This is a genomic window from Mycolicibacillus trivialis (assembly GCF_002102395.1).
GTDB classification, from domain to species: Bacteria; Actinomycetota; Actinomycetes; order Mycobacteriales; family Mycobacteriaceae; genus Mycobacterium; species Mycobacterium triviale.
This window is the reverse complement of record NZ_LQPZ01000015.1, coordinates 22,739-47,200: the sequence shown is the minus strand read 5'-3', so window position 1 is coordinate 47,200 and position 24,462 is coordinate 22,739. Positions and strand designations below refer to the sequence as shown.

Annotated in this window: 11 protein-coding genes and 1 pseudogene; 10 read left to right on the top strand and 2 right to left on the bottom strand. The window is 71.4% G+C overall.

Annotated features, from left to right (window positions below; all coding sequences use genetic code 11):
• Nucleotides 1–25: 25 nt before the first annotated feature.
• The 10 genes and pseudogenes from AWC30_RS05760 to AWC30_RS05715 form a co-directional block, all read left to right on the top strand.
• A complete protein-coding gene (locus AWC30_RS05760; RefSeq protein WP_085109306.1) occupies nt 26–526 on the top strand; it encodes a phosphatase PAP2 family protein in 501 nt (166 codons plus the stop codon).
• Entirely contained in the window at nt 523–1,443 is a 921-nt protein-coding gene (locus AWC30_RS05755) for a decaprenyl-phosphate phosphoribosyltransferase (protein ID WP_085109240.1), read from the top strand. The genes AWC30_RS05760 and AWC30_RS05755 overlap by 4 nt, the downstream gene beginning before the upstream one ends.
• The gene (aftB, locus tag AWC30_RS05750; RefSeq protein WP_085109305.1) at nt 1,430–3,400 is read left to right on the top strand and encodes a terminal beta-(1->2)-arabinofuranosyltransferase; all 1,971 of its coding nucleotides are present in this window, start codon (nt 1,430–1,432) and stop codon (nt 3,398–3,400) included. The genes AWC30_RS05755 and aftB overlap by 14 nt, the downstream gene beginning before the upstream one ends.
• Before the next feature lie 315 nt (nt 3,401–3,715).
• On the top strand, nt 3,716–4,750 hold the full coding sequence (locus AWC30_RS05745) for an esterase family protein (RefSeq protein WP_372507137.1): 1,035 nt from the start codon (nt 3,716–3,718) through the stop codon (nt 4,748–4,750).
• A gap of 168 nt (nt 4,751–4,918) precedes the next feature.
• Nucleotides 4,919–5,806, top strand: a complete 888-nt coding sequence (locus AWC30_RS05740; RefSeq protein ID WP_085109239.1) for an alpha/beta hydrolase-fold protein — start codon at nt 4,919–4,921, stop codon at nt 5,804–5,806.
• Between the two features lie 140 nt (nt 5,807–5,946).
• Nucleotides 5,947–6,954, top strand: coding sequence for a carboxylesterase Culp6 (gene culp6, locus AWC30_RS05735; protein WP_085109238.1), 1,008 nt, complete (start codon nt 5,947–5,949; stop codon nt 6,952–6,954).
• A gap of 203 nt (nt 6,955–7,157) precedes the next feature.
• Entirely contained in the window at nt 7,158–9,050 is a 1,893-nt protein-coding gene (gene fadD32 / locus AWC30_RS05730) for a long-chain-fatty-acid--AMP ligase FadD32 (RefSeq protein ID WP_085109237.1), read from the top strand.
• An 89-nt stretch (nt 9,051–9,139) separates the two neighbouring features.
• Nucleotides 9,140–14,452, top strand: a complete 5,313-nt coding sequence (gene pks13 / locus AWC30_RS05725; RefSeq protein ID WP_085109236.1) for a polyketide synthase Pks13 — start codon at nt 9,140–9,142, stop codon at nt 14,450–14,452.
• On the top strand, nt 14,449–16,020 hold the full coding sequence (locus AWC30_RS05720) for an acyl-CoA carboxylase subunit beta (RefSeq protein ID WP_085109235.1): 1,572 nt from the start codon (nt 14,449–14,451) through the stop codon (nt 16,018–16,020). The genes pks13 and AWC30_RS05720 overlap by 4 nt, the downstream gene beginning before the upstream one ends.
• Before the next feature lie 242 nt (nt 16,021–16,262).
• Nucleotides 16,263–17,633: pseudogene (locus tag AWC30_RS05715) on the top strand (MFS transporter); the annotation flags it as partial.
• Between the two features lie 303 nt (nt 17,634–17,936).
• On the opposite strand, the gene AWC30_RS05710 reads toward AWC30_RS05715, so the two are convergent.
• Both AWC30_RS05710 and AWC30_RS05705 read right to left on the bottom strand, forming a co-directional pair.
• Nucleotides 17,937–21,134 (bottom strand): arabinosyltransferase domain-containing protein, encoded by a 3,198-nt coding sequence (locus AWC30_RS05710; RefSeq protein WP_272937745.1) that lies wholly within the window; start codon nt 21,132–21,134, stop codon nt 17,937–17,939.
• Nucleotides 21,131–24,421: an arabinosyltransferase domain-containing protein gene (locus tag AWC30_RS05705; RefSeq protein WP_085109232.1), complete on the bottom strand. Its 3,291-nt coding sequence runs from the start codon at nt 24,419–24,421 to the stop codon at nt 21,131–21,133. The genes AWC30_RS05710 and AWC30_RS05705 overlap by 4 nt, the downstream gene beginning before the upstream one ends.
• Nucleotides 24,422–24,462: the final 41 nt, after the last annotated feature.

Genomic DNA, 24,462 nt, shown 5'->3' with positions numbered 1-24,462 from the left:
CGCGCCGCACGGCGAGGTCGCCGCCATGGTGGCGGTGCAATCGGCGCTGGCCGACCGGCCCGGCACGCTGGCTGTCGCCCGGGCGCTGTCCCACTTCGGCGAACACAGCCTGGGCTGGCTCGCCCTCGCCGGCCTCGGCGCTCTGGCCCGGCCGGGCCGCCGGCGGGCCTGGGGGCTGGCCGCGGCGGGCACCCTGGCCGCACACGCCGCCGCGGTCCTGATCAAGCGGGTGGTGCGCAGGCAGCGGCCGCACCACCCGGCGGTGGCGGTCAACGTCGGCACCCCCAGCCGGTTGAGCTTCCCGTCGGCGCACGCCACCTCCACCACCGCCGCCGCGATCCTGCTGGGCCGGGCCACCGGGCTGCAGCTGCCGGCGCTGCTGGTGCCGCCGATGGCGCTCTCGCGGATACTGCTGGGAGTGCACTACCCCAGCGACGTGGCGGCCGGGGTCGTCGTCGGCGCCGCCGTCGCGTCCGCCGCCACCCGGTGGGACGCCCGAACAGAAGGAACGAGCGCAGGCCAATGAGCAAGATCGACGAGGCGCCGGCGACCGGCGGACCCCCGGCCAACCTGGCCGCCGGTGTGATCAAGGCGGTCCGGCCCCGGCAGTGGGTGAAGAACGTCCTGGTGGTGGCCGCGCCGCTGGCCGCGCTGGGCCGCGGCCTGGAGGTCGACTACGCCGCGGTGGCCGTGCAGGTGCTGGTCGCCTTCGTCGTGTTCTGCCTGGCCGCTTCGGCCGTCTACCTGGTCAACGACGTCCGTGACGTGGAAGCCGACCGCGCCCATCCCACCAAGCGGTTCCGGCCGATCGCCGCGGGCGTGGTCCCGGAGTGGCTGGCCTACACCCTGGCGGTGGTGCTCGGCGCCGCGTCGCTGGGCGTCGCGGCCTGGGTGACCCCCAACCTGGCGCTGGTGATGGCGGTCTACCTGGGCATGCAGCTGGCGTACTGCTTCGGGCTCAAACACCAAGCGGTCATCGACATCTCGATCGTCTCCTCGGCCTACCTGTTGCGCGCCATCGCCGGCGGCGTCGCGGCCAGCATCCCGCTGTCGCAGTGGTTCCTGCTGGTGATGGCGTTCGGCTCGCTGTTCATGGTGGCCGGCAAGCGCTACGCGGAGCTGCAGCTGGCCGAACGCACCGGCGCCAAGATCCGCAAATCGCTGGAGAGCTACACCAGCACCTACCTGAGGTTCGTCTGGACGTTGTCGGCCACCGCGATGGTGGTGTGCTACTCGCTGTTCGCCTTCGAACGCGACCACGGGGCCGGCTCCTGGTACGCGATCTCGATCATCCCGATCACGATCGGGCTGCTGCGCTACGCGGTCGACGTCGACGGCGGGCTGGCCGGCGAGCCCGAGGACATCCTGCGCCGCGACCGCGTGCTGCAGCTGCTCGCCCTGGCCTGGCTCGGAACCGTCGGTGTCGCCGTTGCCTACGGTTAGCGCCCGGCCGACGGACCGGCCGGCGAGCCGCGAGCCGGCTTGGCCGGCCTACCCTTACGACGCCACGGTGCGCACCAGCCTGTGGCTCAGCGTCCTGGTGGTCACCGTCCTGTTCGGCTGGGGTGCCTGGCAGCGCCGCTGGATCTCCGACGACGGCCTGATCGTGTTGCGCACCGTGCGCAACCTGCTGGCCGGCAACGGCCCGGTCTTCAACGCCGGGGAACGGGTCGAGGCCAACACCTCCACCGCCTGGACCTACCTGGTCTACCTGGGCAGCTGGGTGGGCGGGCCGGTGCGGCTGGAGTACGTGGTGCTGGCGTTGGCGTTCGGGTTGAGCCTGCTGGGCATGGCGTTGGCGATGCTGGGCACCGCGCGGCTGTACGCCCCCGCGCTGCGCGGGCAGCGCGCCCTGATGCTGCCCGCCGGGGCACTGGTCTACCTCGCGTTGCCGCCCGCCCGCGACTTCGCCACCTCCGGGCTGGAGTGCGGGCTGACGCTGGCCTACCTCGGGCTGCTGTGGTGGATGCTGGTCTGCTGGGCGCAGGCGCCGCGCTCCGGGAACACGCGGCGGCCGTTCACCGCCGCGCTGGCGTTCGTCGCCGGCTGCAGCGTGCTGGTCCGCCCCGAACTGGCCCTGATGGGCGGGCTGGCGCTGCTGATGATGCTGGTGGCCGCCGGCGGCTGGCGCGCCCGGACGCTGATCGTGGTGGCCGGGGGTCTGCTGCCGGTCGGCTACCAGATCTTCCGGATGGGCTACTACGGGCTGGTGGTGCCCGGCACCGCCCTGGCCAAGGACGCCACCGGCGACAAATGGCACCAGGGCTGGCGCTACCTGGCCAACTTCACCGGCCCCTACGCGCTGTGGATCCCGGTGCTGCTGCTGGTGGCGCTGGTGCCGGTGCTGCTGATCACCCGCGGCAACCCGTGGTGGCTGCACACCGCCGCGGCCGATCCGCCGCGGCGCCGGCTGGCCCGGATGGTGCAGAGCCCGGCGGCGGTGGTGGTGTTCATGGTCGTCAGCGGGCTGCTCCAGGCCGCCTACTGGACCCGCCAGGGCGGCGATTTCATGCACGCCCGGGTCCTGCTGGCCCCGGTGTTCTGCCTGATCACCCCGCTGGCGGTGGTGCCGCTGGTGATCCCCGACGGCAGCCGCATCTCCCGCGAGACCGGCTACTGGCTGGCCGGCGCCGTCGGGCTGCTGTGGCTCGGGATCGCCGGCTGGTCGCTGTGGGCCGCCAACTCCCCCGGCATGGGCGCCAACGCGACCCGCATCGGCTACGACGGGATCATCGACGAACGCAAGTTCTACTCCCAGGCCACCGGGCACGCCCACCCGCTGACCGCCGCCGACTACCTCGACTACCCGCGGATGCGCGCCGCGCTGGTCGCGCTGAACAACACCCCCGACGGTGCCCTGCTGCTGCCGTCGGGCAACTACGACCAGTGGGACGTGGTGCCCGCCATCCCGCCGCCCCCCGACCAGGAGCCGGGGCGCAAACCGCCGCACACGGTGTTCTTCACCAACCTGGGCATGGTCAGCATGAACGTCGGCCTGCACGTGCGGGTGATCGACCAGATCGGGCTGGCCAATCCGCTGGCCGCGCACACCGACCGACTCGACCACGCCCGTATCGGCCACGACAAGAACCTCTTCCCGGACTGGGCCGTCGCCGAGGGCCCGTTCCTCAAGAAGCGCCCCTACCTGCCGCCCTACCTCGACGAGGGCTGGGTGCAGCAGGCCCAGGCCGCCCTCGAGTGCCCGGCGACCGACGCGGCGCTCGCGGCGGTCCGCGCCCCGATGAGCCCGCGCCGCTTCGCCTCCAACCTGCTGCACGCCTACGAGTTCACCCGTTACCGCATCGACCGGGTGCCGCTGTACGAACTGGTCCGCTGCGGACTCGAGGTGCCCGAAACCGACCCGGACCCCTACACCGGGCTGCCCGCGACCGGGCCGTGACCCGAACCCCGCGACCGGCGGAACGTGAAACGCGCCACACCCGTGCGGTGGCCGGCCGCGGGTAACACCGGCGATCGGTGCCGAAAGCGTGACCGGCGACTTCGCCGCGGACCGCGGGCCACGCGGTCGATCGGCGCGCCGGTGTAACGGTCGCCGCGGGTGCGGCGATCAAGAAACCGAACAGCGGCAACGGATCCGCGCGATGTGGGGGATGGCCGTTCGGTGTGGTTGACTACACGGGCGCTACCGGCGGGTGCCGGGCAGCATTCCGCCATTCATCCCGCTGGTGGTCGAGAAAGAAGAGGAAAAACAACGGTGAAACTCGTTGAGATGATGCGCGCCGCGACGAAGGAACTGCCGCGGCGTCTGCTGGTGGCCGCCGCGGGTGCGGTGCTGCTGCCCGGACTGATCGGCGTCGTGGGCGGCACGGCGACCGCCAGCGCGTTCTCCCGGCCCGGACTGCCGGTGGAGTACCTGCAGGTGCCCTCCGCGGCGATGGGGCGCGACATCAAGGTGCAGTTCCAGAGCGGCGGGGAGAACTCCCCGGCGGTGTACATGCTCGACGGGCTGCGCGCCCAGGACGACTACAGCGGCTGGGACATCAACACCGCCGCCTTCGAGTGGTACTACGACTCCGGGCTGTCGATGATCATGCCGGTTGGCGGGCAGTCCAGCTTCTACTCCGACTGGTACAAGCCGGCCTGCGGTAAGGCGGGCTGCTCCACCTACAAGTGGGAGACCTTCCTGACCAGCGAACTGCCGCAGTGGCTTTCGGCCAACCGCAGCGTGAAGCCGACCGGCGGCGCGGCGGTGGGTCTGTCGATGGCCGGTTCGGCCGCGCTGACGCTGTCGATCTACTACCCGCAGCAGTTCATCTACGCCAGCTCGATGTCGGGCTTCCTGAACCTCTCGGAGGGCTGGTGGCCGACCCTGGTCAACATCTCGATGGGTGACGCCGGTGGCTACAAGGCCGCCGACATGTGGGGCCCGAAGAGCGACCCGGCCTGGCAGCGCAACGACCCGATGGTCAACATCCAGAAGCTCGTCGACAACAACACCCGGATCTGGGTCTACTGCGGTGACGGCAACCCGAGCGAGGTCGGCGGGGACAACATCCCGGCCGAGTTCCTGGAGAAGCTGACCATCCGCACCAACCGGACCTTCCAGGAGGAGTACATCGCCCACGGTGGGACCAACGGGGTGTTCAACTTCCCGGCCAGCGGCACCCACGACTGGGGCTACTGGGGCCAGCAGCTGCAGGCGATGAAGCCCGACCTGCAGCGGGTGCTGGGCGCCTCCTCCGGCGGCGCGGTCGCCGAGACCGGCGCCTCCGACAGCGGCGAGGAGTGACCAGCCCCGGTCTGAGACCGTGACCGGTTAGCACGCAACGTGTTCGACGGCGGTGCCCCAGGGGGCGCCGCCGTCGGCCGTATCGGCCCCCGCCCGCGGGCCGGTGTGATTCACTACCTTGCGTACCGAACGTGCGCGGGGCGGAAGAAACGGTCGTCGGAGGTAGCCATGAGAGCGCTGTCGAAACTGCTGCGAGCCCTGACGGTGGCGGTGCTGGCCGCGGGCATGTGGACCGCGACCGCCGGCCCGGCCCACGCCGACGGCGTCGAGCAGCTCATGGTGCCGTCCGCGGCGATGGGCCGCGACATCCCGGTCTCCTTCCAGGCCGGCGGCCCGCACGCGGTCTACCTGCTGGACGCCTTCAACGCCGCACCGGATGTGAGCAACTGGGTCACCGCGGGCAACGCGATGGCCACCCTGGCCGGCAAAGGGGTCTCGGTGGTCGCCCCCGCAGGCGGCGCCTTCAGCCTCTACACCAACTGGGAGCAGGACGGCAGCAAGCAGTGGGAGACCTTCCTGTCCGATGAACTGCCGAACTGGCTGGCCGCCAACAAGGGCCTGGCCCCGGGCGGCCACGCGATCGTCGGCGCCTCCCAGGGCGGTACCGGCGCGATGACGATGGCGGTGTTCCACCCGGACCGGTTCGGCTTCGCCGGGTCGTTGTCCGGCTTCCTGTACCCGTCCTCGACCTGGGAGAACGGCGCCATCACCGCCGGGCTGGCCCAGTTCGGCGGGGTGGACGCCAACGGCATGTGGGGCGCCCCGCAGCTGGGCCGTTGGAAGTGGCACGACCCCTCGGTGCACGCTGGCATGCTGGCAGCCAACAACACCCGGGTCTGGGTGTTCAGCCCCGGGGTGGACGCGGGCGCCGACGTCCCGGCGATGATCGGGGCGGCCGCCGAGGCCTCCGGCAGTGCCCGGCACTTCTACCAGCAATACCGCAACGCCGGCGGCCGCAACATCCACGTCGACTTCGGCAGCGGCGACCACACCTGGGGCTCGTGGGCCGGGCAGTTGGGCGCCATGTCCGGCGACATCGTCGCCGCCATCGGGTGACCGGCTCAGCCTGACCGGGACGGTTCGACCCGGATCGGCTGAACCGGCCGGCCCGGGACCGGTCGTGGTCGGCGGCCACCGCACGCGGGCGGTCGGTACCGTGGAAACGCAACTCGACCGACTCTGGTGAGCAGGAGACGATGGCCAACACCTCGCGGCGCAAACGCCGCCGCATTCTCGGCTTGATCGCCGCCGTCGCGATGGCCGTCGCCGTCGCCCTGGTCATCTGGGTGGTGATCATCGTCATCCGGATGCCCAGCGCCCCACCCGGATCCGAGCGGCCCGAGGCGGTGCCGACCACCACCACCCCGCGGGCGAAGAAACCCCGGCCGGCCTTCCAGGACGCCAGCTGCCCGGACGTGCAGCTGGTCTCGATCCCGGGCACCTGGGAGTCCTCCCGCACCGACGACCCGCTCAACCCGCACGAGTTCCCCATCGCGCTGCTGCTCAACGTGACCCGCCCGGTCGCGGAGAACTTCGACGCCGCGCGGGTGCAGCCCTACACCATCCCCTACACCGCGCAGTTCCATAACCCGCTGAGCAACGACAAGCAGATGTCCTACAACGACAGCCGCGCCGAAGGCACCCGCGCCACCGTCAAGGCGATGACCGACATGAACGAGCGCTGCCCGCTGACCAGCTATGTCATCGTCGGGTTCTCGCAGGGCGCGGTGATCGGCGGGGACATCGCCAACATGATCGGCAACGGCGAGGGCCCGGTCGACGAGGACCTGGTACTGGGGGTGACCCTGATCGCCGACGGCCGCCGCCAGGACGGGGTGGGCAAGATGATCGGCCCCAACCCACCGGGCCAGGGTGCGGAGATCACCCTGGGTGAGGTGCCGCTGCTGTCCGGGATGGGCCTGTCGATGACCGGGCCGCGGCCGGGCGGGTTCGGCGCACTGAACGACCGGACCAACGAGATCTGCGCCCCCGGCGACCTGATCTGCGCGGCGCCGCGGGAGGCGTTCAGCATCACCAACCTGCCGGCCACCCTCGACCAGCTCGCCGGCGGCGCCGCCAACCCGGTGCACGCGCTGTACGCGACCACCAAGTTCTGGGAGGTGGACGGGAAACCGGCCACCGCCTGGACGCTCGACTGGACGCACCAGTTGATCGAGAACGCGCCGCATCCGCCGCACGGATGACCGGCGCCACACCGGCCGCGCGGGGATTTGGCCCACGCCGCCCCGCCCCTTAACATTAAGAAAGAATTAAGAGCGGACGGGCCGTCGGTCCGGCGACGGTGTTGCGCGTCGGTACCATGCCAGCATCGCCGGACGGGACGTCCGATCGGCCCGCTGCCCCGCCCAGGTGTCGACAGGAGAGTGGTATGACACAGGCTTCCCATTTGGGATACCGCAACCCGTTCATCAAGGACGGCCAGATCAGGTTTCCCGAACACGGCAGTCTGGTCCGCCACGTGGAACGGTGGGCGTCGATCCGCGGTGACAAGCTCGCCTACCGCTTCCTGGACTACTCCACCGAACGCGACGGCGTCGCCCGCGACATCTCCTGGGCCGAGTTCGGCGCCCGCAACCGCGCCATCGGCGCCCGGCTGCAACAGGTCACCAAACCCGGCGACCGGGTCGCCATCCTGTGCGCCCAGAACCTGGAGTACCTGGTGGCCTTCTTCGGCACCCTGTACTCCGGGCGCATCGCGGTGCCGCTGTTCGACCCGGCCGAGCCCGGTCACGTCGGCCGCCTGCACGCGGTGCTCGACGACTGTGAGCCGGCCGCCATCCTGACCACCAGCGACTCCGCTGAAGGGGTCCGCAAGTTCTTCCGCAGCCGCCCGGCCAAGGAGCGGCCCCGCGTCATCGCCGTCGACGCGGTCCCCGACGAGGTGGCCGCCACCTGGGAGCTGATGCCCGCCGCCGAGGACACCATCGCCTACCTGCAGTACACCTCCGGTTCCACCCGCACCCCCACCGGTGTGCAGATCACCCACCTGAACCTGCCGACCAACGTCGTGCAGGTCATGCACGCGCTGGAGGGCCGCGAAGGCGACCGCGGTGTCACCTGGTTGCCGTTCTTCCACGACATGGGCCTGATCACGGTGATGCTCTCCCCGGTGATCGGCCACCACGTCACCTTCATGACCCCGGCCGCGTTCGTGCGCCGGCCCGGGCGCTGGATCCGGGAACTGGCCCGCAAACCCGACGACGAGGGCATGACCTACTCGGTGGCGCCGAACTTCGCCTTCGAGCACGCCGCGGCCCGCGGCCTGCCGCGTGACGGGGAGCCGCCGCTGGACCTCAGCAACGTCAAGGCCATCCTCAACGGCTCCGAGCCGGTCTCGGCGGCGTCGCTGCGCAAGTTCAACGAGGCGTTCGGACCCTACGGGTTCCAGGAGAAGGCGATCAAGCCGTCCTACGGACTGGCCGAGGCGACCCTGTTCGTCTCCACCACGCCGATGGAGGAGCCGCCCAAGATCATCCACGTCGACCGGGAAACGTTGAACAACAACAGCTTCCGCGAGGTCGACCCGGACTCCGAGACGGCGGTCGCGCAGGCCTCGGCAGGCAAGATCGGGATCGACGAGTGGGCGGTCATCGTCGACCCGGAGGCCGGCGCCGAACTGCCCGACGGCCAGATCGGCGAGATCTGGCTGCACGGCAAGAACATGGGCTCGGGGTACTGGAACAAGGAGAAGGAGACCGAGGAAACCTTCCGCAACCCGCTCAAGTCCCGCATCGAGAACTCCCACGCCGCCGGCGCCCCGGAGGACGGGCTGTGGGTGCGCACCGGTGACTACGGCACGTTCTACGACGGCGACCTCTACATCACCGGCCGGGTGAAGGACCTGGTGATCATCGACGGCCGCAACCACTACCCGCAGGACCTGGAGTACTCGGCGCAGGAGGCCAGCCGCGCGGTGCGGCCCGGCTTCGTCGCGGCCTTCTCGGTGCCGGCCAACCAGTTGCCCGCCGCGGTCTTCGACAACCCGCATTCCGGGCTGAAGTACGACGCCGACGACAGCTCCGAGCAGCTGGTGATCGTGGCCGAACGCGGCCCGGGCACCCACAAGCTGGACCAGCAGCCCATCGCCGACGACATCCGGGCGGCGATCGCGGTGCGCCACGGCGTCACCGTGCGCGACGTACTGCTGGTGCAGGCGGGTTCGGTTCCGCGCACCTCCAGCGGCAAGATCGGCCGCCGGGCCTGCCGGACCGCCTACATCGACGGCAGCCTGCGCGGCGGCTACGCTTCGCCGAACGCCTTCCCCGATCAATCGGAATGACCACCGCGCGGAATGAGAACCCCCGCGAGCACTGAGGAGCGGCGCTAGTGACTGACACACCGGAACCGGGAGCACCGGGCCGCACCGACATGACGGTCGCCGAGATGCGCACCTGGATGCGCAACTGGGTGGCCAACGCGACCGGGCAGTCGCCCGACTCGATCAACGAGACCACCCCGATGGTGGAGCTGGGGCTGTCCTCGCGGGACGCGGTGGCGATGGCCTCCGACATCGAGGACCTCACCGGGGTGACCCTGTCGGCCACCGTCGCCTTCCAGCACCCCACCATCGAGGCGCTGTCCACCCGCATCATCGAGGGTGAACCCGACCTGCCCGACGACGGCGAAGGCATCGACTGGTCGCGCGACGCCGACGTCGCCGACATCGCGGTGGTCGGCCTGTCCACCCGCTTCCCCGGCGACATGGACAGCCCCAACGAGACCTGGCGGGCGCTGCTGGAGGGCCGCGACGCCATCACCGACCTGCCCGAGGGCCGCTGGTCGGAGTTCCTCTCCGAACCGCGCATCGCCGAGCGGGTGGAGACCGCCCGCACCCGCGGCGGCTACCTGAGCGACATCAAGGGCTTCGACTCGGAGTTCTTCGCGCTGTCGAAGATGGAAGCCGACAACATCGACCCGCAGCAGCGGATGGCGCTGGAGCTGACCTGGGAGGCCCTCGAGCAGGCCCGCATCCCGGCCTCGAGCCTGCGCGGCGAATCGGTCGGGGTCTACATCGGGGCGTCGAACTACGACTACAGCTTCCTGGCGATGTCGGACCCGAGCATCGCGCACCCGTACGCGATCACCGGCAACGCGCACTCGATCATCGCCAACCGGGTCAGCTACTTCTACGACTTCCAGGGCCCGTCGATGGCCATCGACACCGCCTGTTCGTCCTCGATGGTCGCGGTGCACGAAGGGGTCCGCGCGCTGCGCAACGGCGACGCCGACGTGGTGGTCGCCGGCGGCGTCAACGCCCTGATCACCCCGCTGATCACGGTCGGCTTCGACGAGGTCGGCGGCGTGCTGGCCCCCGACGGCCGGATCAAATCCTTCTCCGCCGACGCCGACGGCTACGCCCGCTCCGAGGGCGGCGGCATGCTGGTGCTCAAACGCGTCGACGACGCCCGCCGCGACGGCGACCAGATCCTGGCCGTCATCGCCGGGTCCGCGGTCAACCACGACGGCCGCTCCAACGGGCTGCTGGCCCCCAACGCCGAGGCCCAGGCCGCGGTGCTGCGCAAGGCCTACAAGGACGCCGGGATCGACCCGCGCACCGTCGACTACATCGAGGCGCACGGCACCGGCACCATCCTCGGCGACCCGATCGAGGCCGACGGGCTGCGCCGGGTCGTCGGCCGCGGCCGGCCGGCCGAGCGGCCGGCCCTGCTGGGCGCGATCAAATCCAACATCGGGCACCTGGAGTCCGCGGCCGGGGCGGCCAGCCTCGCCAAGATCGTGCTGGCCCTGCACCACGACAAGATCCCGCCGTCGATCAACTACGCCGGGCCCAACCCCTACATCGACTTCGAGACCGCCCGGCTGAAGGTCGCCGACAGCGTCACCGACTGGCCGCGCTACAACGGCTACGCCGTCGCCGGGGTGTCCGGGTTCGGCTTCGGCGGCGCCAACGCGCACCTGGTGCTGCGCGAGGTGCTGCCCCGCGACGTCATCGAGAAGGAACCCGAACCGGCCGACACCGCCCCGGCGGCCGGCGAGGCCGCCGAGCCCGGCGGGGTCCGGTTCGACGAGTACGGCGAGTTCGTCCACGACGACGAGCCGCCGGCCGTTGTCGCCGAAGACGACGACTACCCGCTGCCCGGGTTGACCGAGGAGGCGGTGCGGCTCAAGGAGGCCGCGCTGGAGCAGCTGGCGGCGCGCGAGGCGGAGAACCCGACCGCGCCGCTGATCCCGCTGGCCGTGTCGGCGTTCCTCACCTCCCGGAAGAAGGCCGCCGCCGCGGAGCTGGCCGACTGGATCGACAGCGTGGAGGGCCGCGCCTCCTCACTGGAGTCGATCGGCCGGGCGCTGTCGCGGCGCAACCACGCCCGCTCCCGGGCGGTGGTGCTCGCCCGCGACCACGACGAGGCGGTCGCCGGGCTGCGCGCGGTCGCCGAGGGTAAGCAGAAGCCCACCGTGTTCTCCGCGGACGGCCCGGTCACCGCGGGCCCGGTGTGGGTGTTCGCCGGGTTCGGCGCCCAGCACCGCAAGATGGGCAAGGAGCTGTATCTGCGCGACCCGATCTTCGCCGAGTGGCTGGAGAAGGTCGACGCGCTGATCCAGGACGAGCGCGGCGTCTCGATCCTGGAGATGATCCTCGACGACGCCATCGACTACACCGACGAGACCGTCGAGTTCCCGATCGAGGCCGTCCAGCTGGTCATCTTCGCCATCCAGATCGCGCTCGGTGAGCTGCTGCGCGCCCACGGCGCCGCCCCCACCGCGGTGATCGGCCAGTCCCTCGGCGAGCCGTCGGCGGCCTACTTCGCCGGCGGGCTGTCGCTTCGCGACACCGTCCGGATCATCGTGCCGCGCGCCCGGCTGATGGGCGAGGGCGAGAAGATGCTGTTCGGCGAGTACATCCGGTTGATGGCGCTGGTCGAGTACTCCGCCACCGAGATCACCGAGGTGTTCTCCGACTTCCCGGACCTGGAGGTCTGCGTCTACGCCGCGCCGGGCCAGACCGTCATCGGCGGCCCGCCCGAGCAGGTGGACGCCATCATCGCCCGGGCCGAGGCCGAGGGCAGGTTCGCCCGCAAGTTCCAGACCAAGGGCGCCAGCCACACCCAGCAGATGGACCCGCTGCTCGGCGAGTTCACCGCCGAACTGGCCGGCATCGAACCGCTGCCGACCCGGATCGGCTACTACTCGACGGTGCACGAGGGCACTTTCGTGCGCGCCGGCGGTGAGCCGATCCACGACATCGACTACTGGAAGAAGGGCCTGCGGCACTCGGTCTACTTCACCCAGGGCGTGCGCAACGCCGTCGACAACGGCCACACCACGTTCCTGGAGCTGGCCCCCAACCCGGTCGCGCTGATGCAGGTCGGGTTGACCACCGCCGACGCCGGGCTGCCCGATGCCCAGCTGATCGCCACCCTGGCCCGCAAGTCCGACGAGGTGGACTCGATGACCACCGCGATGGCGCAGCTGTTCGTCCACGGCCACGACCTGGACATGCGCACCCTGTTCACCCGCGCGCAGACCCTGGCCGACTACGCCAACATCCCGCCGACCCGGTTCAAGCGCAAGCAGCACTGGCTGGACGCGAACTTCACCGCGGACGCCTCGGGCATCATGCCCGGCTCGCACGTGGCGCTGCCCGACGGCCGCCACGTCTGGGAGTTCGCCCCGCGCGGCGCCGCCGACCTGGCCGCGCTGGTGAAGGCGGCCGCCACCGCGGTGCTGCCCGACGCCCGGGTGGTCGCCGCCGAGCAGCGGGCGCTGCCCGGCGACGGTGCCCGGCTGGTCACCACGCTGACCCGCCACCCCGGCGGGGCGGCGGTGCAGGTGCACGCCCGCATCGACGAGTCGTTCACGCTGGTCTACGACGCGCTGGTCGGCCGCGGCGACGCGGCGGCGGGTGCGGCCGTGCTGCCCGCCGCGGTCGGGGCCGCGAGCGCGGTCACCGCACCGGCCGGCGCCGCCGTCGAGCCGGAGCCGGCCGAGGCCGCCGAGGAGGCGGCGATCCTGTCGGACAACCTGACCGCCGGGGCCGGGCTGGCCGCCGGTTTCGCCAAGTGGTCGCCGGACTCCGGGGAGAGCATCGGCGACCGGCTGGGCGCGATCGTCGGCGGCGCGATGGGCTACGAGCCCGAGGACCTGCCGTGGGAGGTGCCGCTGATCGAGCTGGGCCTGGACTCGCTGATGGCGGTGCGGATCAAGAACCGGGTGGAGTACGACTTCGACCTGCCGCCGATCCAGCTGACCGCGGTGCGCGACGCCAACCTCTACAACGTCGAAGAGATGATCAAGTACGCGGTCGAACACCGCGACGAGGTCGAGGCGCTGCACGAGCACCAGAAGACCCAGACCCCCGAGGAGATCGCCGCCGAGCAGGCGAGGCTGCTGTCCGGGGCCACCCCGACCACGGTGGGTGAAGCACCGGCACCCGACCCGCAGGCCGAGCCGGAGACCCAGCCGGAGCAGCCGGCGTCGAGCGGGGCGCCGGTCCCGCCGCCGCCCACCGACCCGAGCGGACCCGGCGGCGCGGCCGTCCCGCCGCCGCCCACCGACCCGGGCGGGCCGGGGCAGGCGAAAACCGCGGCGGCCGCGGCGGCGACCGACATCCTCAACCAGCAGGCGGTCGCCGAGGCGCTGAACTCCGACGTCCCGCCGCGTGACGCCGCCGAGCGGGTCACCTTCGCCACCTGGGCGATCGTCACCGGCAAATCGCCGGGCGGCATCTTCAACCCGCTACCCGAGCTCGCCGACGAGGAGGTGGAGAAGATCGCCGGGCGGCTCTCCGAGCGCGCCGAGGGCACCATCACCGCCGACGACGTGAAGTCCGCCGAGACCATCGAGGCGCTGGCCACCACGGTGCGGGAATTCCTCGAGGCCGGCGAGCTGGACGGGTTCGTGCGCACGCTGCGGGCCAAACCCGAAGGCTCAAGCAAGGTCCCGGTCTTCGTGTTCCACGCCGCCGGCGGATCCACGGTGGTCTACGAGCCGCTGCTGGCCCGGCTGCCCGCGGACACCCCGATGTACGGCTTCGAGCGGGTGGAGGGCTCCATCGAGGATCGGGCCGCCGCCTACGTGCCCAAGCTGCGGGAGCTGGCCGGCGACGGGCCGTTCATCCTGGCCGGCTGGTCACTCGGTGGGGCGCTGGCCTACGCCTGCGCGATCGGGCTCAAGGAGCAGGGCTGCGACGTGCCGTTCGTCGGGCTGATCGACGCGGTCATGCCGGGCGAGCCGATCGAGCAGACCAAAGAGGCCACCCGGGCCCGCTGGGACCGCTACGCGAAGTTCGCCGAGCGGACCTTCAACGTGCAGATCCCGGAGATCCCCTACGAGCAGCTGGAAGAACTCGACGACGCCGGCCAGGTCTCGTTCGTGCTGGAGGCGGTCAAGCAGAGCGGGGTGCAGATCCCCGGCGGCATCATCGAGCACCAGCGCACGTCGTACCTGGACCAGCGGACCATCGACACCGCCGAGTACCGGCCCTACGACGGTCACGTCACGCTGTACATGGCCGACCGGTACCACGACGACGCGATCACCTTCGAGCCCGCGTACGCTACTCGGGCGCCCGACGGCGGCTGGGGCCAGTACGTCTCCGACCTGGAGGTGGTGCCGGTCGGCGGCGAACACATCCAGGTCATCGACGAGCCCTACATCGCCAAGATCGGTGCCCACATGAGCCAGGCCATCAACCGCATCCAAGCCGAGAGCGAGGGCACATGACCGACACTCCCCTCCCGCAGCCCAAGACCACCGCCGAGCAACTCGCCGAACTCCGCGAGAAGCTGGCGGAGGCCAGCGAACCCGGCGGTGAGAAGGCGGTCGCCAAGCGGGAGAAGAAGGGGATCCCCAGCGCGCGGGCCCGGATCCACTCGCTGCTGGACCCGGGCACCTTCCTGGAGATCGGCGCCCTGGCCAAGACGCCGGGTGACCCCAACGCCCTCTACGGCGACGGCGTGGTCACCGGGCACGGGCGCATCAACGGCCGCCCGGTCGCGGTGTTCAGCCACGACCAGACGGTGTTCCAGGGCTCGGTCGGGGAGATGTTCGGCCGCAAGGTCGCCAAGCTGATGGAGTGGGTGGCGATGGTGGGCTGCCCGATCATCGGCATCAACGACTCCGCCGGTGCCCGCATCCAGGACGCGGTCACCTCGCTGGCCTGGTACGCCGAGTTGGGCCGCCGCCACGAGATGCTGCGCGGCCTGGTCCCGGAGGTCTCGATCATCCTGGGCAAATGCGCAGGGGGAGCGGTGTATTCGCCGATCCAGACCGACCTGCTGGTCGCGGTGCGCGACCAGGGCTACATGTTCATCACCGGCCCGGACGTGATCAAGGACGTCACCGGTGAGGACGTCACCTTCGACGAGTTGGGCGGCGCCGACGTGCAGGCCCAGCGCGGCAACATCCACAAGGTGGTCGAGGACGAGGCCGCGGCGTTCCAGTACGTGCGCGACTACCTGTCGTTCCTGCCGTCGAACACCTTCGACGACGCGCCGATCGTCAACCCCGGCCTGGAGCCCGAGATCACCCCGCACGACCTGGAACTGGACTCGATCGTGCCGGACGCGGACAACACCGCCTACGACATGCACGAGATCCTGCTGCGCATCTTCGACGACGGCGACGTCTTCGAGATCGCCGATCAGCGTGGCCCGGCGATGATCACCGCGTTCGCCCGGGTCGACGGCCGGCCGGTCGGGGTGATCGCCAACCAGCCGATGTTCATGTCCGGGGCGGTCGACACCGACGCCTCGGACAAGGCGGCCAGCTTCATCCGGTTCTGCGACTCCTACAACATGCCGCTGGTGTTCGTGGTCGACACCCCCGGCGCGATGCCCGGGATGTCCGAGGAGCAGAACGGCATCATCAAACGCGGCGGCCGGTTCTTCAACGCGATCGTGGAGGCCGACGTCCCGAAGGTGACGATCATCGTGCGCAAGGCCTACGGCGGCGGCTACGCGGTGATGGGCTCCAAGCAGCTGTCGGCGGATTTGAACTTCGCCTGGCCGACCGCCCGCATCGCGGTGATCGGCGCCGACGGCGCCGCCCAACTGCTGGTGAAGCGGTTCCCGGACCCCACCGCACCCGAGGTGCAGAAGATCAAGGCGGACTTCATCGCCGGCTACAACGAGAACATGGCGATCCCGTGGACGGCGGCCGAGCGCGGCTACATCGACGGGGTCATCCAGCCGCACGAGACCCGGTTGCTGCTGCGCCAGTCGCTGCGACTGCTGCGCGACAAGCAGAACTTCTCCAGGGTGCAACGCAAGCACGGCCTGACCCCGATTTAGCGGTCGTCGCGCGCGTATAGCCGAGGTTTCCGCGGGACGCCGCACTGCGGTGGTTTCGGAACGGTAAGTGTCTTGTAACGCTTTGGCAACACCAGCCTCAGGCGTCTCAGAGCAACTATCGTATCTCCCGGCGATCCCGTACCGGGTGAGCCGTCGAGGCTCCAATTCGCCGGGCGCCGAACGGGTTTCCCGGCCGCATCGAGATCGCCCGCGGAGTCTCCGGCGGCGGGCGAGAGGATGCGATGAGCCTGCTGTCAACGTCGCGGACCGACCGGCCCGCCGACCCGACAGCGCCCCGCGCCGACCCGATGCTGCGCCGCGCCATCCTCGCCTCGGCCATCGGCAACGCCACCGAGTGGTACGACTACGGCGTCTACGCCCTCGTCGCCACCTACCTGACCGGCGCCTTCTTCCCCGGCACGCTGGGCAACGTCGGCACCATGCTCGGCTTCGCGGTGTCGTTCGTGCTGCGACCGCTCGGCGGGCTGGTGTGGGGGCCGATCGGGGACCGGTTCGGCCGCAAATCGGTGCTGACCGCCACCATCCTGCTCATCGCGGTGGCCACCACCGCCATCGGCCTGCTGCCCAGCTACGCCACCGCCGGGTGGTGGGCGCCGGCCCTGCTGATCGGGTTGCGGGTGGTGCAGGGCTTCTCCACCGGCGGCGAGTACGGCGGGGCCGCCACCTTCATGGCCGAATACTCCCCGGACCACCAGCGCGGCAAGTACGGCAGTTTCCTGGAGTTCGGTGCGATGGCCGGCTTCGTGTTCGGCGGAGCGATCGTGCTGGCGCTCGAGGCGCTGCTCTCCCACGAGCAGATGGCGGCGTGGGGCTGGCGGGTGCCGTTCCTGATCGCCCTGCCGCTCGGCGTGGTCGGCTTGGTGCTGCGCGCCAGCATGACCGAGACCCCGGTGTTCCGGGAGTGCGCGGCCGTCGAGGCGATCACCGGGTCGGCCTGGGGCCGGCTGAAGGACCTGCTGACCAACTACACCCGCCCGCTGGCGGTGATGTTCGCCCTGGTGGTCGCCCTCAACCTCATCGACTACACGCTGATCACCTACCAGCCGACCTACCTGCAGGCCAGCCTCGGCCTCGGTGAACGCAACCGCACCACCGTGGTGCTGCTCGGTGAGCTGGCGATGATGGCATGCATCCCGCTGGCCGGTGCCTGGTCGGACCGGGTGGGCCGCAAACCACTGTGGCGCGGCGCGCTGTCGGCCCTGGCCGTGCTGGCGGTGCCGATGTACTGGCTGATGGGCTGCGGGTTCTGGTTCGCGCTGCTGGGATTCACCGTGCTGTGCGTGCTGTTCGCGGTGCCGTCGGCCACCGTCGCGGCCACCTTCCCGGCGATGTTCCCCACCCAGGTGCGCTACGCCGGTTTCGCGCTGTCCTACAACGCCGCGGTCACCCTGTTCGGCGGCACCGCCCCGGTGGTGGCCGACACCGTCATCGAGACCACCGGCTGGGTGCTGTTCCCGGCCGCCTATCTGGTCCTCGGCGCGCTCGTGGGGCTCACCGCGCTGCGGTTCCTGCCCGAGACCGCCGGCTGCTCGCTGCGCGGCACCGACATCCCCGGCGTGCCCAGCGAACTGGAACGCGAACTGTCCGAGTCGCTGGCGACCCGGCCGATCGACCTGCGCGCCGACGTCACCGCCGCCCTGCCCACCCGGCCGTTGCGCGCCCTGGTGGGCGCGCCCGCCGGCGTCGGCGCCGGCCTCGAGGAGTTGTGGGCCGAACTCGACGACCTCTGGCCCGCATCCGAGGACACCAGCGCCGCCCGGCGCGTCGACCTGTCCGCCTGGTGGCCGGATCGGCCGCTGCCGCCGCGCGCACGACCGATGCGGGTGCCGGCCCGCACCCACCCGGCGGGCCGCCGGCCGGTGCCCGGCGGGCGGCGGGCGCACCGCTGAACCGGGCTACGGCTTGATGCGGATCTGACCGGACTTCCACAGCCCGCTGCGGGTGGCCTCACCGAGTTCGAGGTCGGCGGGCACCGCGTCGACGATGGTGTCGAACTGGCGCAGCGAACCCCAGTCCCGACCCCAGTCGCGGGACAGGTAGGTGGCCATCACGTGCGCGCGCAGCAGCAGGTCGCTGATGCCCAACAGGCCGCCGTTGAGCCCGTCCTCCCAGGTGTCGGTGTCCTGCTTCTTCGCGGTGTAGTCCGGGGTGATCCGATACTTGGGCACCTGGGTGACCCCGTCGCTGTGCAGCATCGGCTGCTGGCACGGGAAGGCCAGCCCGACCGCCCAGTCCATCAGCACCGGCTGGCTGGAGCCGACGTACTCCTGCAGCGACTGCAGTCGCGGCACCCGCGGCGGGGTGACCGCCACCCAGTCACCCGGCGACAGCGACAGGTCCTCGGCCACGATCCGCACCGCGACCGCGTCGGCCGGGATCGCGGCCCGCGGGTAGCGCAGGTTGCGCCAGGACGGCGCGGGCCCGAGGTCGTAGGGGGTCAGCCGGCCGGCGGGCACCGGCGCGCCGTCCGGGCCGGGCACCGCGTACTCCAACTCGACGGCCTGCCCGACGGTGTGCCCGTGCAGCACGCTGTCACCGGCGATGGTTCCGGCCGCGGTCACCACCACCAGCGGGCGGCCATCCTCGGCGGCGGGCAGCGGATACCACGCCGAGATCAGCGTGCTCTGCTGCTGCGGGCCGGTGGTGTAGCTGCCGGCCACCGGCACCCGCGCCGGATCCAGCCGGTAGGGCAGCGGCACGGTGGAGCCGTTGACCCCGGGGGTCTTCAGCGCCACCGGGGCGTCCCAGTCGTAGTCGGTGCCGGGCTGCGGCAGCGTCATCCGGATCGCCTCGGCCACGATGTGCTCGGGCACCCCGTCGGCGCTGAAACCGACCGGGTCGGCGCCGGCCAGCGGGCCCAGCGGCCCGTAGTCGCCGTCCAGCGGGGTCAGGAAGCCGTCGTTGGCGTCGGGTTCGACCAGGACGTCGTCGGCCAGCCCGCAGCCGCCGACGAAGGCCCGCAGGTTCGCCCAGCCGTTGGAGTAGGTCGGGTACTGCCGCACGATCCCGATCGCCATCGACGCCACGAACACGCACACCATGAACCCGGCCGCCACCGGGATCGGAGCGGCGGTCAACACCCGCGCCGCCCGGCGTTCGGCGCCGTCGCGGCCGGAGAAGTGCAGCCAGGCGGCGTAGAGCGCGGCGACGGCGAACAGCGCGAACAGGATCGCGCTGACGCTGACCCCGCCGATGCGCGGCATCGTGGTGTTGAACGGCACCCCGTAGCTCGACACGTACCACCAGCCGTTGGTGGTGGCGAAACACAGCGCCAGCACGAACAGCAGCCCGGCCAGGAACGCCATCCGGTTGCGCGCCGAGCGCAGCACCGCCGGGGAGACCAGCACGGTGGCCAGCGCGGCCACCGCCGCACCCACCGCGGCGAACAGCCCGAAGTGGTGCACCCATTTGGTGGGGGTGAACATCAGGAAGAACATGGTGCCGAAGATGACGCCCATCAGCCGCCAGGCCGGCCCGCGGGCCACCCCGGGCACCCGCTTGCGGCGCAGCATGATGAACATCGAGGCGAACAGGCACAGCGCGGTGATCAGGAACCCGAACCGCCGGGACAGCGACCCGTCCACGGTCGGCAGGATCAGGTAGTAGTAGCGCAGGTTTTCGGTGTACCACTCCTGGCTGGGCCCGATGGCGCTGCGGATGCGGGTGGCCTCCAGCACCGTCGACAGGGTCTGGTCGAAGAACACCACGGTCAGGATGACGAACCCGGCCGCCAGCAGCGGCGCCAGCAGCGGCCACAACCCGACCTCGCGGTGCCGGCGCACCAGGATCCGCAGCAGCGGCCGGCCGCCGGCGACCAGCGCGGCCACCGCGATCAGGCCGGTGGGCTGGATGCCGAGGGTGAATGCCGCGGCGATGATCGCCAGCGCGGCCGGGGTCAGCCGCCCGGAGGTCACCGCCCGCTCGATGAGCACGTAGGTGATCAGCGAGCCGACCGCGATGATCGGTTCGGGACGCAGCCCGTTGTTGAACGGGAACCAGGCGGCCATCAACACCGTCGCCGCCGCCCACAGCGCGGGCCGGGACGCGGCCACCGCGGGGCCGAGCCGCGGCAGCACCTCGCGGCTGAGCAGCAGCCAGCACACCAGCGCGGCGACCAGGTCGGGCAGCCGGATCCAGATGCTGGCGTCGCTGATGTGGGTCATCCAGGCCAGCAGGTTGTAGTACCAGCCGAACGGGTCCTCCGGGCTGCCGAACCAGCGGAAGTAGTTGCTCATGTAGCCGGCGTGCCCGGCCACCCGCGCCATCCCCAGGATGTAGCCGTCGTCGGAGGAGTTCGCCCCCATCACATGCCAGAGCAGGAACCCGACCGTCACCACCGCGTCGGGCAGGGTGAAGGTGCGCCAGCGCGCCGGGATCAGCCGGCGCATCCGCCTGCCGTCGAGCCGGTCGAGTCGCCACAGCGCCAGCAGCGCCACCCCGGTGGCCAGGATCGCCAGCACGATCGCGGCCAGCTTCAGCGCGGTCGGCTTGGTGGAGAACCGGGTGTCGATGGTCGCGGTGAACTCCAGCCCGGCCGGTGCGGCGCCGGTCAGGTCGCTGAACACCCCGACGATCTGCGGGCGCAGGTTGGGGTCGGCGAACCCGGTGCGCAACGGTGCGCCGTCGTCGTCGGTGAGTCCGGCGAAGGTGGCGAAGGTGCCGTCCTCGCTGGAGGTGATCTCGATCGTCGAGCAGCCCGGCTGCCCGGCCGCGCCCAGCACCCGGTCCCGGGAGACGCTGGCGACCACCACGTTGCGCACGATCACGTCGACCCGGCTGGTGTTGGCGGTGACCAGCATCGCGTTCAGCGCGGCCTGCTTGCCGTCCTTGGGTGCGGTGCCCACCAGCAGCCCGCCCTTGGCGGGCAGTTCGGCGACCGCCCGGCACGGGATCCGCACCGTCATCTCCACCGGCACCTGCGAGATCAGCGGCGCGGTCACGTTGGTCAGCCGGTCGTGCTGCGGCCAGTTCAGCTGCGCGGTGGTCTGCACCACCGGCAGCAGCGGGGTGGCGACCGACAGCACGAAGCCGACCAGCCCGGCGACGATCGCGGTCCAGCGGGTCAGGCGGATCCGGCGGCTGAGATCGGTCACGGCAGGGCTCGAATCGGTCCGGGACGGCTCCAGCCGTACACAGTGTTCACACCCTCCTCGATGGCTGCGTCGGGTGCCTCATCGGCGGGCACCAGCCGGTGGTAGCGCTCCACCGAACCCCAGTCCCGGTACCAGTCGTCGCGCAGGTAGGTCGGGATCGTGGAGGTGTACAGCAGCGCCTGGGTGATCAGGAACGGTCCGCCGTCCTCGGTGGCCTGCCACAGGTTCGACGACGACGCGGTCTGCTTGTGGTCGGGCAGGAACCGGTACTCGGGCAGTTCGGCGACGCCGAGATGCTCGGTGAACGGCCGCTGGCAGGGGAAGTTGGCGGCGGTGGCGATGTCGAGCAGCACCGGGGTGTCCGAACCGACCAGCTCCTGGATGCTGGCCAGCACCGGCACCCGCGGCGGGGTGAACGCGAACCATTGGTCGGAGCTGAGGTTGGGGTCGTCGGCGACGATGCGCACCGCGTTGGCCTCCGGCGGGCGCCAGGCCATCGGGAACCGCAGGTTGCGCCAGGCCGGGTCGGGGCCGATGTCGATCGGCTGCACGAGCCCGAGCGCCTCGGTCTGCCCGTCGGGACCGGTCACCCCCCACTGCAGCTTCAGCGACTGCCCGTAGTTGAAGGTGCCGTCCTCGTCGTAGGACCAGATGGCGCCGGCGGCGGCGACGGTGACCAGCGGCCGCTCCGGGGTGGCGGCGGGCAGCGCGTACCAGGCGGAGGTGGCCTTCGCGGCGACGGTGTTCTCGTCGTAGCTGCCCATCACCGGGGTGCGGGCGGGATCCAGGCCGAACGGCAGCGCCACCCGCGACCCGTTCACCCCGTCCGGGGCGTCGGGGGGCAGCCAGCCGCCCGCGGTGCCGGCCGAGTCGCTCACCGAGGAGCCGGGCTTGTTCGGCGACGCGTCGGAGTTGACCACGCCGGGTTTGGAGACCACCGGCTCGGAGGACAGGTCGTCGCCGACGCCGTCGGGCACGAAACCGACCGGGTCGGTCCCGCCCAGCGGGCCGTACTCCCCCCAGTTCTGGCCCGGCACCGGGGTCAGCAGCCCGGCGTTGGTGTCCGGCTCGGCCAGCACGGCGTCGGCCATGGCGCACGAGGTCGGCGACAGCCCCGAGGTCAGCGCCGCCAGGTTCGCCTTGGCGGTGGTGTAGGTGGGGTAGCGGCCGGCGAACGCCTTGGCCATCGACCCGACCTGCAGCACCACCATGATGACCGCGACGATCAGCAGCGGGGTGGAGGCCAGCACCCGGTTGCGGCGGGTGTTGGCGACCTGGGTGTGCCCGGCGTAGTCCAGCCGGAAGTGCTGCCAGGCGGCCAGCAGCCCACTGACGATGGCCAGCGCCAGGAACATGGTGGTGACCGGGTGGCTGGCCAGCACCGGCTGCTTGTCGTACCACGGGACGCCATAGTTGCCGACGTAGAACCAGCCGTTGATGCCGGAGGTGGCCCAGGCGAGCAGGAACAGCAGGGCGGTCACGTACAGCGACAGATTGCGCCGGGAATGCAGCCCGACCCGGGCGAAGCTGAACGCGGTGACCGCGCCGAGCGCGCCGGCCAGCCCGGCGAACCCGCCGAACTGCACCGCCCACTTGGTGGGGGTGAAGGTCAGCAGCAGCAACCCGATCGCGGTGGTGCCGAGCAGTCGCCACACCGGGCCGCGGGCCAGGCCGAGCAGCCGGCCGCGACGCAGCAGCACCGCCAGCATCGCGAACAGGCAGAACAGCATGATCAGCACCGCGAACCGCCGCGTCATCGACCCGTCGACGGTCTCCACGGTCAGGAAGTAGTAGCGCAGCAGCTCCTGATACCAGGAGATCGTCGGGCCCACAACGTATTTGATGCGGGCGGACTCGGCGACGGTGGCCAGGGTCTGGTTGCGGAACACCACCAGCACGATCACCGACAACGCCGCCGCCAGAACCGCGATCGGGGCCGCCAACCCGTCCAGCGGGCGGCGCCGCGCCACGATCCGCGCGATGCCGCGGCCGCCGACCAGCAGTGCGGCCACCGCGATCAGCCCCTGCGGAGCCAGGGTGGCGGTGAGGCTCGCGGTGATCACTGCGAGCGCCGCCGGGGTCAGTCGGCGGGTGGCGATGGCCTGCTCCACCAGCACCCAGGTGGCCACGGTGCCGAACGCGATCAGCGGTTCGGGTCGCAGCCCGTTGTTGAACGGCAGCCAGGCGGCCAGGAACACCGCGCCCGCGGTCCACACCGCCACCCGGTTGGCGGCGAGCCCGGCGCGGGCCGGGCCCAGCCGGCGCAGCATCCACCGGCTGACCAGCAGCCAGCAGCCGATGCCGGCCAGGGTGGCGGGCAGCCGCAGCCACACCCCGGCGGTGCTCACCGAGGTCAGCTGCGCCAGCACGGCCGGGTACCAGTCGAACGGCGCCTCCGCCGCCCCGAAGTAGCGGTAGTAGTTGGTCAGATAGCCGGCATCCCCGGCGATCCGGGCGATGGTCAGGTTGTAGCCGTCGTCGGAGGACAGCGGGCCGATGACGTGCCAGAGCGCCAGGGTGCCGATCACCCCGATGTCGGCGAGCCAGGCGGCGGTGCTGGCCTGCCAGGCGCGTCGCCATGCCCGTGGCACCCGGTGCCCGGCGCGCCGGTCCAGCACCGCCAGCGCGATCAGCGCGGCGAGCGCCGACAGCGCGCCGAACCCGATCGCGGCCTTCTTGATCAGACCCGGGGAGACGATGAAGCGGGTGTCGACGTCGATGCGCGCCGACAGTCCCGGCTGTGCGGCGACCTTCAGGTCGGTGAACACGCCGGCCACCTGGGGCTTCTTGTCGGCGGGCAGGGTGCGGACGGTGGCCGGGATGCCGACGAACTCCGCGCTCGCGCCGCCCGCGTCGGCCCAGATGTGCAGGGTCTGGCAGTCCGGGCCGGCCACCGCGTCGCGGGGGGCCAGCGCGGCGACCGAGTCGCGGAAGGCCACCACCACCGCGTCGCGGCTGGCCCGCACGAACAACCCGTTCTTGGTGGCGTCGACCCCGCCGGCCGGGATCGTGGACAGCACCAGCCCGCCCTCGGCGGGCAGGGTGGCGATCACCGAACACGGGATGGTGATGTCCAGCGCGCGGGGGGCGCCGGAGACCAGCGGCGCGGTGACGTCGGTGATGCGGCCGGCGTCGTCGGTGCCGGACGGCCACACGACGGTGGCGGTGGTCTGCTGCACCGGCAGGAGCGGCACCACGCCGCAGAGCAGGACGCCAAGGACGCCCGCGACGATCGCGATCAGCCGAGCCGTGCGGTACGGGGACCGCTCAACATCGTCGTGGGGCACGAGGCTTGATGGTATGCGACGAGGTTTCCGATGGTGGGACC

What these genes read in the sequence shown, in the direction of transcription:
- AWC30_RS05760 (WP_085109306.1), top strand. Translation starts at nt 26, where the DNA reads ATGGTGGCGGTGCAATCGGCGCTGGCCGACCGGCCCGGCACGCTGGCT.
- AWC30_RS05755 (WP_085109240.1), top strand. Translation starts at nt 523, where the DNA reads ATGAGCAAGATCGACGAGGCGCCGGCGACCGGCGGACCCCCGGCCAAC.
- AWC30_RS05740 (WP_085109239.1), top strand. Translation starts at nt 4,919, where the DNA reads ATGAGAGCGCTGTCGAAACTGCTGCGAGCCCTGACGGTGGCGGTGCTG.
- culp6 (WP_085109238.1), top strand. Translation starts at nt 5,947, where the DNA reads ATGGCCAACACCTCGCGGCGCAAACGCCGCCGCATTCTCGGCTTGATC.
- pks13 (WP_085109236.1), top strand. Translation starts at nt 9,140, where the DNA reads ATGACGGTCGCCGAGATGCGCACCTGGATGCGCAACTGGGTGGCCAAC.
- AWC30_RS05720 (WP_085109235.1), top strand. Translation starts at nt 14,449, where the DNA reads ATGACCGACACTCCCCTCCCGCAGCCCAAGACCACCGCCGAGCAACTC.